Source organism: Cryobacterium glaciale (assembly GCF_004402535.1).
Taxonomy (GTDB): Bacteria; Actinomycetota; Actinomycetes; order Actinomycetales; family Microbacteriaceae; genus Cryobacterium; species Cryobacterium glaciale.
Genome location: NZ_SOEY01000002.1, coordinates 104153 through 116626, shown reverse-complemented (window position 1 = coordinate 116626; position 12474 = coordinate 104153). Strand labels below are relative to the sequence as shown.

The following is a 12474-nucleotide window of genomic DNA, read 5'->3' as shown; positions in this document are numbered from 1 at the left end:
GGCGCCCCGAGTTGACGGATCATCCGTATCGGTACGGCGAGAGTCTTGACACTGCGCGTGGCGCGAAGTGGCCGCGGCGACCGGAGCGCCCCTCAGATGCCGCCGCGAAGAGCGGTGATCGGCTCGATGTTGGAGGCGCGCACCGCGGGATAGGCGCCGGCGGCGAGGCCGACGATGGTTCCGAGCAGGGCGGCGCCGATCGCGACGAAGGGGTCGAGAATGGGCGTCCAGCCCTGCAGCAGCGAGACGACGACGACCGCGAACACCCCGAGTGCCGACCCGATCAGGCCGCCGAGCAGCCCGATCACGGCCGACTCCACGATGAACTGCCGGGCGATGTCGCGCTTGGTAGCGCCGAGCGCCCGGCGCAGGCCGATCTCGCCGACCCGTTCCATCACCGAGAGCAGCGTGACGTTGGCGATGCCGAGCCCGCCGGCGAGCAGCGCGAGAATGCCGAGGGTGAGAAAGACGATGTTGATGTCGGCCTGAATGTTGTCTTGCAGTGATGACGCGGCGGCGGGCGCCTGCACCGTGAAGTTCTCGGGTGCGTTCGGGTCCAGCGCGATCGGTGCCTGCCGGGCCACGAGCGCGCCGGCGCCGACATCGATCTGCACGTGCAGCTCGGCCGGAGCGGCCAGTGCGAAATCGGCGCGCGCGGTGTTCAGCGGCAGAATGACCGCGTCGAGCAGGTTGGCGCGGCGTTCGACGCCGTCGATGATGCCGACGACCGTGTACGGAACTTCGCCGATGAAGATCGACGGCTGCGAATCGACGCGGTTGATGCCGAGCACTTCAGCGGCTCGGGAGCCGAGCACGACCACCCGGTCTCCGCGCTCGTCGTGGCCGGCGTCGAAGTAGCGTCCGGTGACGACCTGCCCGCGCACCGCGGCGAGCAGGCCCGGCGAGGTGGCGATGACGGCCGGGCTCAGGGTCTGCGCGGCCGACGGGTCGTTGACGGGAACGGATGTGATCAGCTGGCCGTCCACATCGACATCGGCCAGGAGGCCCGCGCGTTCCACGCCGGCGAGGCGATCGACCCGCTCCGGGGCATCCCACGGCAGCCGGCCGGTGGCCTGCTCATTGCCGCTCGAGTTGCGGACCTCGGCCGGTTCGATCAGAATCTGAGTGGCCGAGACGGCGTCGAACTGGTTGGAGATCTGTCCGGCGGCGGTCTGCGCGAACCCGATCGTGACCACGAGCGAGGCGATGCCGAGCACGGTGCCGAGGGTCGTCATGACGAGCCGGCTGGGGCGGGCGCCGACGCCGTGACTCGCCTCGACCAGCAGGTCCTGCACCGAGAACCGGTCGGCGCGGCGAATGACCGGCACGATGCTGGCGGTCAGTTCAGCGGATGCCGCCGACTCAGCACCAGGGGCGGCGCGGGAACGGCGGCGGAGCATCCGTTTGAAGGAGACGTTCACGACAGCTCGCTCAGGCGGCCGTCGGTGATGCGCACGCGGCGCTCGGCCCGGTCGCTCACGACCTGGTCGTGGGTGATCACGATGAGGGTGAGGCCGTCGGCGTGCAGTTCTTCGAAGAGGTCCATGACCTCGCCGCCGGTGGCTTCGTCGAGGTTGCCGGTGGGTTCGTCGGCGAGCAGAAGCTCGGGCGAGGCGACGACGGCGCGGGCCACGGCCACGCGTTGACGTTCGCCGCCGGAGAGGGTGCCGGGCAGAAAATCGAGGCGGTGATTGAGTTTCACGCGGTCGAGGGCGGCGCGGGCGCGGTCCTCCCGTTCGGCGCGCGGCACGCCGCTGTACAGGGTGGCGAGCAGCACATTGTCGAGCACGGTGCGGTGCGGCAGCAGGTGGAAGGCCTGGAAGACAAAGCCGATGGTGCCGCCGCGCACGATGGCACGCTGCTTCTCATCGAGCAGGCTGGTGTCGCGGCCGTCAAGGTGGTACTCGCCGACGCTCGGCCGGTCGAGCAGGCCGAGCAGGTTGAGCATCGTCGACTTGCCCGATCCGCTCGGGCCGACGATCGACAGGTAGTCGCCGCGTTCGACCCGAAGATTGACCGATTTGAGCGCCTGCACCTCGGGCGGGCCGGGAAACGACCGCGTGACGTTGACCAGTTCGACGACCGGGGCTGTCATCACCGGCCCATCACCGGCCCACCACGACGAGGTCGCCGACGCCCAGCGAGCCGTCGACCGCGGTGATCTCAACGAAGCCCTCGGCGGCGAGCCCGGTCGTGACCTCGACCAGCACGGTTTCGGCGCCGTCGCCTGGGTCGAACTCGACCCGGGATTCGCCACCGGGCCCGGCCGTGAGCGCCGCGAGCGGAACGGCGAGCACCTCGCCATCGGTCGAGCTGACCGGGATGCGCACGCGCACGTTGCTGCCCTGCACGGCCTGGATCTGTTCGTCGGTGAGCGCGTCGGGGGCGAACAATACGGTGAAGCGGCCGCTCGCTGCTGCACTACCCGCTGCTGCACCGCTGGCCGGTTCGGCGGGGAGAATCGAGGAGATCGTGGCGGTCTGGTCGCCGTCGGGCATGGCGAGTATGGCCGGGGCGCCGACTTCGAGCAGGGCGGCATCGCTCGCGGTCGCCGAGCCGGAGATGACGAGGGTCGCACCGGAGACCCGCATGACCGGTCCGGTGATGCTGGATCCGCGTTTCACGCTAATCTCGTCGACCCGGCGCGGCAGGTCAGGCAGGTAGAGCACCTCACCGGCCGGCAGGTAGGCGAGCGCGCCGTCGCGGGCGTCGCTCAGGGTTTCGCCGGCGCGGGTCAGCTCAGCCCTGGCCGCCGTGACGGCGGCCTTCTCGGCGCTCGCATCGCGCGGCGCCAGAGCCTGGGTCTGGCGGGCCACAGCGAGGGTGACGGCTTCGTCGGCATCCGCTATCTCGTTCGGGGTGCCGTCGATTTGGGCCAGGGCGAGCGCGCGCTGGGCGCTGCGCACGAGGTTGCCCTGCTCGACGACGTCGACGTTCGACGCGGCGCCCTGCACGACGGAAAGCGCGCCGGTGGCGCTGTCAACGGATGCCTGCGCGCTCGTGACGCCGGCTTCGGCGCCGCTCACGGCGTCTGCGACGTCGGCGCCGCCGGTGGGGGCCGGGTAGCCGACCTTGGCGTAGAGCGCTGTGACCGCGCTCGCGGTCTGCGCGTCGAACACGTCGGAGTCGAGCGCACCGGGGTCGATGCCGGCCGCGTTCAGGCCTTGCTTGAACTGCAGCACGTCTGGGCCGGAGACTCCGACGCGCAGGGTGCGGTAGACCGGCAGATCGCCGGGCAGCACGATGACCGGGCGGCCGGTGACCTCTAGCGCGATGGAGGCGGTGTCGAAGATGGCGGCGACCTCGGGGACCTGCCCGGTGATGATGGGGGCGCCGGCGAGTTCGCCGGTTTCAATCGACACCTCCACCGAGTCGGCGTAGGTCGCATCGCCGCGCATGGTGACGTCGTTGGCGAGCGTGCGGTTTTCTATGGGAACGGTGATGAGGCCGGCGGCGGGAGCGTTGGCATCCGCTGCGGCCTGCCCGGGGGAGACGATCAGCTGACCGAGCCCGAGGCCGGCCACGAGGGCCACGATGGCGACGGTGGCCATCACCCAGATCACCCGGTTGCCGACGAACAGGCGGCGCCAGCCCTGGCTGCGCGAGTGGGTGACGGGGGCGGCATCGATGGCGTCGGCATCGATGGCGTCGATCACCTCGGTGGCGTCGAGCTCGCTCGTTCGTCGGCCGAACCGGGGCGACACCTACTTGCCTTGCTCGGAGTCTGCGATGAGCGCGTCGAGCTCGGACTTGTGGTCGGTGATGAACTGCTCTTCCAGGTCGAACTGCACCTTCATCGAGGCTGCGGTGTAGTCGAGGTCTTCGGCGCAGGTGAAGTCAGCCATGGCCACGGCGAGTTCTTTCTCGCGCAGGTCAGCGAGGGCCTGCTCGTCGGGACCGGTTTCCGCCCCGCTTTCGTAGATTGCGTTCTGTTCGTTGGAGATCGACTCCTGGGCATCGGCCTTCTTGAGGAAGGTCGCATACCCGGCGTCGGCCATGCAGGTCGCCCATTCGGCGTCGAGGGCGACGAGGGTGGGGGACGATTGGGCTTCCTCGTACATGGCGCTCATCGCGTCGTACAGCGCCGCGTGATCTTCCTGCGACGGCTGGTCGCCATTGATTTCATGACTGGCGAAGCCCTGGCAGCCCGAGGTCTCCCAGTTGTATTCGTATGAGCCGTCTTCGCCCATCTCCTCTTCGGTGGGCTGAACGCCGTAGAGCACCTCGTAGTAGGCCGTCTGCTCACTCTCAGAGAGGCTCATTACGTAGTCCTGGTTGGGGTCGACGTACGCTTCGCTCTGCTCCTGCTGTTCCGCGAGCTGCTCCGGGGACTGGCTCATGCCGTAGCCGTTTTCAGATACCCATTTCTCGGTGCCGTACTCTTCGCTGTCATCGCTCATCATGCCGCTGTACTGCGAGTTGTCGACCGGAACATAGTCGAATCCCTCGTCGGCCATGCAGGTGGCGACCAGCTCTTCCTGTTCGTTCTGCTGGGCCGTCATCGAGTCTTCGTCGTAGTCCCCGTACATCGATGACATGTACTTCGAAAGCGGGCTCTCGGCCGGATCGAGTTTGGCGGCGGTCTTGTCGCCGCTGCACCCCGCGAGCGTCAGTGACAGAAAGGCCGCGGTGGCGATGGCCGTGAGCAGTGAGCGATGGCGCATGAAGGTCCCCTTTGAGCATTGTCTGGGCTGCGCCGCTGACCGATCGCCGCCCCCGATCTCCCCATAAGCTAGCGCACTGCGACGACGAATGGGGGTGAACGCCAAATTGCAGCGCTACAAAGACCATACCGTTCGGTCTGTTTCGGATGCAACGTGCCGGCGGCTATCCGGGTTGTCGCTGGAGGCGAGCGCGTGGCTGTCCGGTCCTCCGCGTGGCGGTCACCGAGCGGACAGGAACTCGAGGGTGCGTGCGATCACGACGGCGGGTCGTTGCTCGGCAATGTAGTAGCCGGTACCGGGGACGTGCCCGAGGGTGAAGTCGTCGACGTAGTCTTGGCAGTTCGGGCGTGGTCTGCGTGCTGGTCATGGCATACTCCTCGCGTGTGTACCGACCCGAGCAGTGGTCCAGGGCGGCACTGGCCGGGCTGGGTGCTCCGGATCCGAAGACCGCGGCCGTCGCTCTCATGGCGTTCGGCGAGGGACTGATTTTGCACCGCCTGACGGTCGACGAAGGCGCCGAGATCCGCCCAGCGGTCGCCCTCGTTGTGCGCGCCTGCCTGGCTTCGCCGACGCCGTAGACTGACGGGCTGCGCGCATAACTCCTGAAATTTCTGAACCCGGATGATCAGATCCGCGTCATGACGGGAGAGTTGTAATACATCGAGACGGATTGCAGGAGTTACGAACGGGAACGGGGTTTGAGGAACCGAAGAACTTCGAAACTAGGCCGCGGGTGCTGCGGGGTCGTCGCCCCTGGCCGCGGCGATCGCAATGAGCCGGCGCAGCACGTCGAGGTCGATGTCATCGAGCTTCTTCACGTACACACACCCGGCGCCCTCGGTATAGGTGCCGAGTTGGGGAAGCAGGGCGGCGCCCTCGGGGAGATCCTTGAGGCCGTAGATCGACAGTTGTGCTTTGCGCGGGGAGAAGCCCGAGCCCAGTATCGCGCGTGCGGCCCGGCGCAGGCCAGACCGCACGCGGGAAAGTTTGCGCGACAGCGACAGCGACAGCGACAGCGGGTCAGGCCTCCGCGCGCAGGTAGGCCAGCTGCGCGCGAACGGATGCCTCGGCGGCGAACCGCACCGCGGCATCCGTTTGCGCGTAGACGAGATCGGTGACTTGGGCCACCGTCGCCGCGGAACCGAGCCGCGCGAGGGCAGCGCGCACCTGGTCGAGACGCTCATGCCGGTGCGCGAGATAGGCGGTGCAGCTGGCTGCCAGGTCGGGCAGTACCGGGCCGTGCGCGGGCAGCACGGTGGCCGGGCCGAGCGCGCGCAGGGCTTCGAGGGAGGCGAGGTAGTCGGCGAGGTCGCCGTCGATGATCGTCGTTCCCCGGCCGAGAATGGTGTCGCCGGTGAGCACCGATCCGGCCTCGCCGTCGCCCGGCAGGTGCAGGCAGACCGAGTCGTCGGTGTGTCCAGGGGCGGCTATTACCCGGATGCTGGTGCCGGCGGCCGCAATCAGCTCACCGTCGACGAGTGGGTCGCCATTCACGCAGTGCGCCGCGTCGAACGCCCGGACCGGGGCTCCGGTCAGCTCGGCGAATCGCACGCTCCCCGCCGTGTGGTCGGCGTGCCGGTGCGTGATCAGCACGAGCTCGACCCGGCCGGCAGCGGCGAGGGCGGCGAGGTGGCCCTCGTGTAGCGGCCCCGGGTCGACGACGACCAATGCCGGTGCGTCGGCGGCGCCGATGAGATAGCTGTTGGTGCCGTCGAGCGTCATCGGCCCAGCGTTCGGCGCGAGCAGGCTGCGGGTGAGCGGACTCGTGCGCTTGATGTCGGCGGGCATGGTTGGCAGCTTAGCGCCGGTGTTCGTGTCGGTGTCGGAGCCCGGCGTTAGGGTGGGGGAAGCCTGCACGATCCGACCATAAGGACCAGCGATGACGCCAGACACCGAGAGCATGCACGCTTCGATCGGAGTCGCGGCGACCGTGGTCTTGCTTCGGGACAGCCCAGACGGCCCCGAAGTGCTGCTCCTCGAGCGGCCCCGCCACCGCGGGTCCTTCGCCGGCGCGTGGGTCTTTCCCGGCGGCGGCGTCGACCCCGACGATCGACTGCCAACGGATGCCGCAGCGCCCGCTGGCAGCGCGCCCTCGGCGGAACGAGCCGAGGCCATCGAGCAGCTCGCCGCCCGCCGGGCTGCGGTGCGCGAGGTGCGCGAAGAGACCGGACTCGAAGTCGCACCCGAGGCCCTCGTGGCCGCAGCGCTGTGGGTTCCGCCGCTGAACGTGCCGAAGCGGCTGCGCACCTGGTTCTACCTCACAACGGCACCGCCCGGCACCATCGTGCTCGCCGAAGACGAGGTCATCGACTTCGTCTGGCTGCGGCCGGCGGCGGCGCTGGAGCGACACTCATCCGCTGTGATGACTCTGGTAGCACCGACCTGGGTGACGCTGCACGGGCTGCAGGGACACGAATCGGTGGCCGACATCGTGGCCAGCGCAGGGCAGCGCGGGCTCGCGCACTACGAAACCCGGCTCGGTGCGAGCGAGCGTGGGCCGGCGCTGTTCTGGGCTGGTGACGTTGCCTACGCCGATGACGCGCTCGCCGAGCAGGCCGGGGGGCGGCACCGCCTCGAGATCGGCGGGCTGCCGTGGGTGTACAGAGCGAACTAGCCGGCCGCGGCGACGGTCGGCAGCAGTGACACGGGCGTGCAGCCTTGGCCGTCGACGAAACTGAGGCAGTCGTCGAAGATGACCGAGAACGGTTCGAGGGCCCCGTCCCCGAACCAGTCGTTGTAGAACAGCCAGAAATTGAGGTTGCCGTAGGTGGAGCAGGCGTCGCCCTCGTCGCCGGCGTTCTCGACGGCAACCGGGTTGGGCTGGTACGGCGTGTAGTTGTACAGGTTGGCGGTGGCCTGGTTCTCGATGACCACGGCGGAGGCCCCGCACTCGGCGTTGGGGTTGAAACCCACATCGACCGAACCGACCTGGAACGCCCGGTCGGGCTCCTGGGTGTACTGCCGAAACTGCCAGGCCGCGTTGTAGACCTGGTTGAAGAAACCGAAGTACTGGGCGTCGCAGTCCGCAGTGTCCGGGCAGCCGTAGCCGGTGGCGCGCAGATAACCGGATGCCGTGGGCCGGGTCAGCAGCGACTGCTCCTTTTGCAGCAGCACCAGCAGGACTTCGGGGCTGATCGTGCAGGCCGCCGCGATCTTCGCGATGATGCGGGCGGCCGTTTCGTTCTCGGCACCGGCGTAGGGCAGGCAGTGGCCGGCGCCCTGGGCCGGTTGGCTGGTCGTCGTCTCGCGGTATTCCCAGAGGCACGGCACGTCGTCGCTCGGGCGGCAGGATCGCTGCTCGAGAAAATCCTGAATCTGGACCGCGGTGAGGGCATCGGGGTTGAAGAAGTTGTAGTCGCTGATGATGAGGCCGGGGTCGAACGGAGCAGGGTCAAGCGGGGCCGGGTCGGTCGGTGCCGATTCGGTCGCGGCCGAGAGCGGAGCTGCGGCGACCGACGTCGCCGGCAGTGTGATGAGCGTCGCGGCCAGCCCGAGCAGGGCCATCACGGTCGCCAGCGGGCGCAGTCGACGTCGGGTCTGCGCGAAGAGTTTCATACCAAAACCCTAACCGGGGTCGCGCGGCAGGCTCGCCGCGAGCGGCTCGAACGATAGGGGAGCCACACCCTGCGGTGTGGCTCCCGTCTCGCAATCAGGGGATGAGTTTGAAGTAGTCGATGTCGGTGAGGCTGCCGGTTCGGCGGTCGCTCCACACCGCCCGTACCCGTGCTCCAGGGGTTGCGGCTGTCTTGGCGTCTTCGGCATCGACATCACCGATCATGTGAATCAATCGTGTCGATGTCCCATCGAGCACGATCTCGGAGTAGACGTACGGCGGCTTCATCCGCTGCCCGATGAATTCGATGTGTACGATCGAGCTTGCCTGCACCGTGCCGACTGCGTCGATATCTACCCATTGCGAGGTCGGAGCGAAGCAGACATCGCACATGGCGCGCGGTGGCAGCAATACTCGGGCGCATTTCGTACACGTGACCCCGCGCAGTCGTCGGTCGTATTTCACGGCGTTAAACAGGGTGCCGTAGTACGGGCCGTAGGCGTGCTGGTAGTCCAGAGTCATCGAATAGTCGACTTGCAGCACGGGCGGCAGAAGGTCACCCGGCACCGCACGCGGAGAGAACGATTCGCTCGAGCTGGCTAGGGCAAACCCGGCAAGGTCGAGCATGCTTCCCACGGGTTTATCCGACCACACCGCTTCGACTCGCGCACCAATCTGAAGCGTTTCGCTGTCGAAGTCAAGCAGTCGATGAATCATCGGGATATCTGTGCCGTCGATCAGTACCAGCCCGAGCGTGCCATCCGCTGTGGTGGTGAAGCCCTGCAGCGCACCGACCGGTGCCACTTCGACGAGCCCTTCCGTTGGCTCGCCGGACGTACCGCTGAAGTCCTGCGCTGGCACACTGATCGTGTCACCGTGCCGGGAACCAATGAGGCGGTGCCGCCCGAGTTCGGCGAGGAAGATTCCCGTCGCCCAGCCCGGGGTCAGGGTGTACGGCATCCTGAGCTGCGCGGCGAGGGATTCCATCTCGTCGCTCGCAGTTGGAGCATCTGTTGTCGTCATCGTCTCGCCTTTCATCGCTTTTCGGCTCCGACTGCAGCGACGCCGCGGAGGTTTGCCCAGCCGCCACCGGCCTGCACGAGCGCACGTTCGGCGCCGACGACCTGGTGATCACCGGCCTTGCCCGTCACTTGCATCGCAGCTTCAGCGAGCCTGATCAACGCGGTGGCGCCGATCGGATTGGCACCCATGCAACCGCCCGACGGATTCACGGGCAGGGAGCCGCCCATGGCCGTTTCGCCCGACTCTATGAGTTCCGCTGCGCCACCCTCGGGGCACAGCCCGAGACCTTCGTAATAGCTCAGCTCGAAGCAGGTGTAAGGCTCCTGAACTTCAGCAACGTCGAATTGGCGGAACGGGTTCGTGATCCCGGCTTGCTTGTAGACCTTCGCTGCCGCGATCTGTAGCGGCTCGGACTGCAGCATCGAGCGATCCGCTCCGTTGTCGGCCTCGCTGTAGTAGGTCATCCCGTGGATCCAGGCGGGGCGGTCGGTGATCGCCTCTGCATCACCGCCGGCCGCAAAGATCACGGCACAAGCTCCGTCAGAAATAGGCGGGACATCGAGCAGCTTGATCGGCCAGCACAGGGGGCGGGACGCCATCACTTCGTCGACGGTGACCTCGCGTCGTACGTGCGCTTTCGGATTGGCCATGGCCTGTCGACGATTCTTCACCGCGACCAGGGCCGCGGCCTCTTCGGTATGGCCGAGCTTCTCGATTCGAGCATGCCAATAGGCCGCGGCGAATCCCATGATCCCCACAGCGAATTCGCGACCCCAGAACGGGTCGTACAGGGTCGAGATTGATGCCTGCAGCGCGCCCTCGGAGAGCTTGTCATAAGCCACCACGAGTACACGACGCGCTGAGCCGCCATTGATCTGGTTGATGGCAGCCAGCGCCCCGGCGAGCCCGGTACCGCCGCCACTGGTGACTCGCACCAACGGCTTGTATCGGGCGCCGAGAGCGTCGACGAGCCATTTTTCAGGCTGATTCACGGCGCCGAACATGGCCGGTCCGCTCGCGACGATGACGCTGTCGATGTCGTCCATGGTGAGGCCGGCGTCGGCCAGCGCTTCGATGACGGCTTCGCGGGCGAGGCCGGCCTGACTGACGTCGGTTCGACGACGGGCATGAACGGTTTGGCCCGTTCCAACTATTGCGATGCTCATGAGTTGACTTCCAAGGTGATGACGCAGTGATTTTGCATTCCGAACCCTCCGGCTCCGTGCACGAGTGCCGTTCTGGCGTCGGTGGCCTCGACGCCGGGGCGCCCGCCTAGGCGTGACGCGGCTTCATGTAGTCGAACCAATCCGGTGGCCATGATTGGATCTGCCGGCAAAGCTCCGCCAGACGGGTTGATTCGGCTCTGGTCAGGGTCTCGATAGAGGTCGATCCCGTGGTGTTTCTCGGCGAGTCCGACGGCTTCGAGCACCATGAGTTCACCGACCGTCGACGTGGCCGACACTTCGGCGAGGTCGATGTCCGCCGGGCCTATCCCGCCAGCCATTCGATAGGCGGACTTGGCCGCGACTTCGCAGGCTGGAAAGGTGTCGGGTTCTCGAGCTGCCAGAAAGTGCTGGTCGATGGCGGAGCCCATTCCGGTGATCCAGATCGGGCGCGAAGTTGCGCTGGCTGCGACCTCGGCGTTGGAGATGAGGATGGCGACGGCGCCATCGACGGGCCGGGAGAGATCGGAGCGCCTCAGTGGGGTGGCGAAATCATCATTCCAGAAGGCGTCATCGGTGGGCAATTCGCTGACGTCCACGCCCGCGTTGCGTGCCGCTGCGGCCCAGGCATGCTCGCTCACCGAACGGAGGTCATCAGCTCCGAGGCCGGCCGCGGCCAGATATCTCTGGGCATAGAGACCGGCAGCTGACCGCTGGTCCAGCCCGACCGGGCGTTGGATGAACGGCTCCAGGAGGCTGGTCCAGAAAGCGTCAACGTCGCTTTCAGAGGGCTTCGAGTAGGCAATAATCAACCCGACGGATGCTGCGCCACTCGCAATTTTATTGGCCCCATACATAAGAGACCAGAGACCATCTTCTTCGACTCGGGATTCTTCTTTATGGTGGGCTCCCATCGCGCCGAGGAATCCGCAGTTTGAAATACTCCTTCCGTCAAGAAAGTCGCTCCCGGAGTCGATGACGAAATCAATGTCATTGATTCCGAGTGAGGTTCCTTTCAGTGCGCGCGTTACCGCTTCTGAAATGAGGTCGATGTGCTGTCGGTCTGACCACGAGGGTGTCAGTAGCGTGTGTGCGCTATTTAACACTGCAGTGTGCCGTAAAAGCGTTTCTGTCATAGACTCATTCAACCGTACGTTTGGTATTATTGCAAGGGAATTGAGTGCCGTGAATGAACTTCGAAACATCGCCGGGTCGGTGCCGCGTGAGCGGCGATTGCAGGATTGGCTCTCCACGACGAACGCACCCCACGGTCGGGTGGCCTATGCGCCGCCGGGCGCCGGTGGGTCGATTTTTGGCGGGGCACTGCTGGCGCAATCACTTCAGGTCGCCTCCCTCGGCGTCGATGACAAACAACGCCCCCACTCCCTCCAGATGAGTTTTCTGCGCGCGGGTGACATCACCCAACCGGTGCTCTATGGGCGGGTGGTGCTCAACGAGACGAAGCGCTTCAGCACGATTCGAGTCGCGGCGAACCAGAACGGCCGACTCATCGCAACCTCGACGGCCTCGTTTCATTCCCCGGAATCATCGCCGGAACATGCTGCCGAAGCGGCGACGCGTTGGGCGAAGCCGGGTTCGGGGACCGACGCTGTCGGTGGGGCGCTCCCGCCGATCGGTTCGTTCATGCGAAACTCGTTCGAGCTCCACGCCGCCGAGCCCACGGACTCCCAACGGCTGGGACAGGGGGCACCGGTGGGAATCTGGATGCGCGCGTCCACCCTCGTGGACCAGCCGGCGATCCGTCATGCTTCAGCGCTGGCCTGGGCCTCAGATTTCGCCATGACTCACGTGGCCGACCTAGAGCACCAGCACCTTGCCGGGCCTCGCTTCGCCACGTCGCTCAATCATTCGCTTTGGTTTCACCGGCCGTTTGCCATGACCGAGTGGCTGCTCCACGAGGTGGAGAGCCCGGTCTATCGGGATGCCCTGGCACTCTCGGTCGGTCGTTTCTTTGATGAGCGCGGACGGATGGTCGCTTCGGTGGCGCAGGAGTCGTTGTTGCGGCGATCAGCGCCGAACCCTTTCGACCGGTGAGCGTCGGCCGGCGTCG

13 protein-coding genes are annotated in these 12474 nt (G+C 66.7%); 3 read left to right on the top strand and 10 right to left on the bottom strand.

Annotated elements, in window-relative coordinates; translation table 11 throughout:
• Positions 1-92 precede the first annotated feature (92 nt).
• The 4 genes from E3O06_RS00800 to E3O06_RS00785 are packed head-to-tail and all read right to left on the bottom strand — an operon-like array spanning position 93 to position 4664.
• Entirely contained in the window at positions 93-1421 is a 1329-nt protein-coding gene (locus tag E3O06_RS00800) for an ABC transporter permease (RefSeq protein WP_241979785.1), read from the bottom strand.
• Positions 1418-2095 carry an ABC transporter ATP-binding protein gene (locus tag E3O06_RS00795; RefSeq protein ID WP_134501136.1) on the bottom strand — a complete coding sequence of 226 codons (678 nt, stop codon included), beginning with the start codon at positions 2093-2095 and terminating at the stop codon, positions 1418-1420. The genes E3O06_RS00800 and E3O06_RS00795 overlap by 4 nt, the downstream gene beginning before the upstream one ends.
• Positions 2096-2105: 10 nt before the next feature.
• On the bottom strand, positions 2106-3704 hold the full coding sequence (locus tag E3O06_RS00790; protein ID WP_241979784.1) for an efflux RND transporter periplasmic adaptor subunit: 1599 nt from the start codon (positions 3702-3704) through the stop codon (positions 2106-2108).
• Complete coding sequence (locus E3O06_RS00785; RefSeq protein ID WP_134501135.1) at positions 3705-4664, bottom strand: hypothetical protein; 960 nt, start codon at positions 4662-4664, stop codon at positions 3705-3707. It abuts the gene before it with no gap.
• A gap of 365 nt (positions 4665-5029) precedes the next feature.
• On the opposite strand from E3O06_RS00785, the gene E3O06_RS00780 reads away from it, so the two are divergent.
• Positions 5030-5242 (top strand): ABC-F family ATP-binding cassette domain-containing protein, encoded by a 213-nt coding sequence (locus tag E3O06_RS00780; protein ID WP_134501134.1) that lies wholly within the window; start codon positions 5030-5032, stop codon positions 5240-5242.
• Between the two features lie 144 nt (positions 5243-5386).
• Here the strand turns inward: E3O06_RS00780 and E3O06_RS00775 are convergent, their stop codons facing one another.
• Both E3O06_RS00775 and E3O06_RS00770 read right to left on the bottom strand, forming a co-directional pair.
• Positions 5387-5641: a DUF1801 domain-containing protein gene (locus tag E3O06_RS00775; RefSeq protein ID WP_241979783.1), complete on the bottom strand. Its 255-nt coding sequence runs from the start codon at positions 5639-5641 to the stop codon at positions 5387-5389.
• A 43-nt stretch (positions 5642-5684) separates the two neighbouring features.
• Positions 5685-6452, bottom strand: a complete 768-nt coding sequence (locus E3O06_RS00770; RefSeq protein WP_134501133.1) for an MBL fold metallo-hydrolase — start codon at positions 6450-6452, stop codon at positions 5685-5687.
• A gap of 91 nt (positions 6453-6543) precedes the next feature.
• On the opposite strand from E3O06_RS00770, the gene E3O06_RS00765 reads away from it, so the two are divergent.
• A complete protein-coding gene (locus E3O06_RS00765) occupies positions 6544-7278 on the top strand; it encodes an NUDIX hydrolase (RefSeq protein ID WP_134501132.1) in 735 nt (244 codons plus the stop codon).
• Here the strand turns inward: E3O06_RS00765 and E3O06_RS00760 are convergent.
• The 4 genes from E3O06_RS00760 to E3O06_RS00745 all read right to left on the bottom strand — a co-directional run bounded on the left by E3O06_RS00760 (position 7275) and on the right by E3O06_RS00745 (position 11215).
• Positions 7275-8219, bottom strand: coding sequence for a hypothetical protein (locus tag E3O06_RS00760; protein ID WP_134501131.1), 945 nt, complete (start codon positions 8217-8219; stop codon positions 7275-7277). The two genes, E3O06_RS00765 and E3O06_RS00760, sit on opposite strands and share 4 nt — an antisense overlap.
• A gap of 94 nt (positions 8220-8313) precedes the next feature.
• Positions 8314-9240 carry an OB-fold nucleic acid binding domain-containing protein gene (locus E3O06_RS00755; protein WP_166788046.1) on the bottom strand — a complete coding sequence of 309 codons (927 nt, stop codon included), beginning with the start codon at positions 9238-9240 and terminating at the stop codon, positions 8314-8316.
• An 11-nt stretch (positions 9241-9251) separates the two neighbouring features.
• Positions 9252-10406 carry a thiolase C-terminal domain-containing protein gene (locus E3O06_RS00750; protein ID WP_134501129.1) on the bottom strand — a complete coding sequence of 385 codons (1155 nt, stop codon included), beginning with the start codon at positions 10404-10406 and terminating at the stop codon, positions 9252-9254.
• Positions 10403-11215, bottom strand: coding sequence for a thiolase C-terminal domain-containing protein (locus E3O06_RS00745; RefSeq protein WP_206751359.1), 813 nt, complete (start codon positions 11213-11215; stop codon positions 10403-10405). The genes E3O06_RS00750 and E3O06_RS00745 overlap by 4 nt, the downstream gene beginning before the upstream one ends.
• A 175-nt stretch (positions 11216-11390) precedes the next feature.
• Here E3O06_RS00745 and E3O06_RS00740 point away from each other — a divergent pair, with 175 nt between their 5' ends.
• Positions 11391-12458 carry an acyl-CoA thioesterase gene (locus tag E3O06_RS00740; RefSeq protein WP_134501127.1) on the top strand — a complete coding sequence of 356 codons (1068 nt, stop codon included), beginning with the start codon at positions 11391-11393 and terminating at the stop codon, positions 12456-12458.
• Positions 12459-12474 lie beyond the last annotated feature (16 nt).

What these genes read in the sequence shown, in the direction of transcription:
- E3O06_RS00795 (WP_134501136.1), bottom strand. Translation starts at nt 2,095, where the DNA reads ATGACAGCCCCGGTCGTCGAACTGGTCAACGTCACGCGGTCGTTTCCC.
- E3O06_RS00785 (WP_134501135.1), bottom strand. Translation starts at nt 4,664, where the DNA reads ATGCGCCATCGCTCACTGCTCACGGCCATCGCCACCGCGGCCTTTCTG.
- E3O06_RS00780 (WP_134501134.1), top strand. Translation starts at nt 5,030, where the DNA reads ATGGCATACTCCTCGCGTGTGTACCGACCCGAGCAGTGGTCCAGGGCG.
- E3O06_RS00770 (WP_134501133.1), bottom strand. Translation starts at nt 6,452, where the DNA reads ATGCCCGCCGACATCAAGCGCACGAGTCCGCTCACCCGCAGCCTGCTC.
- E3O06_RS00765 (WP_134501132.1), top strand. Translation starts at nt 6,544, where the DNA reads ATGACGCCAGACACCGAGAGCATGCACGCTTCGATCGGAGTCGCGGCG.
- E3O06_RS00760 (WP_134501131.1), bottom strand. Translation starts at nt 8,219, where the DNA reads ATGAAACTCTTCGCGCAGACCCGACGTCGACTGCGCCCGCTGGCGACC.
- E3O06_RS00755 (WP_166788046.1), bottom strand. Translation starts at nt 9,240, where the DNA reads ATGACGACAACAGATGCTCCAACTGCGAGCGACGAGATGGAATCCCTC.
- E3O06_RS00750 (WP_134501129.1), bottom strand. Translation starts at nt 10,406, where the DNA reads ATGAGCATCGCAATAGTTGGAACGGGCCAAACCGTTCATGCCCGTCGT.
- E3O06_RS00740 (WP_134501127.1), top strand. Translation starts at nt 11,391, where the DNA reads ATGTCATTGATTCCGAGTGAGGTTCCTTTCAGTGCGCGCGTTACCGCT.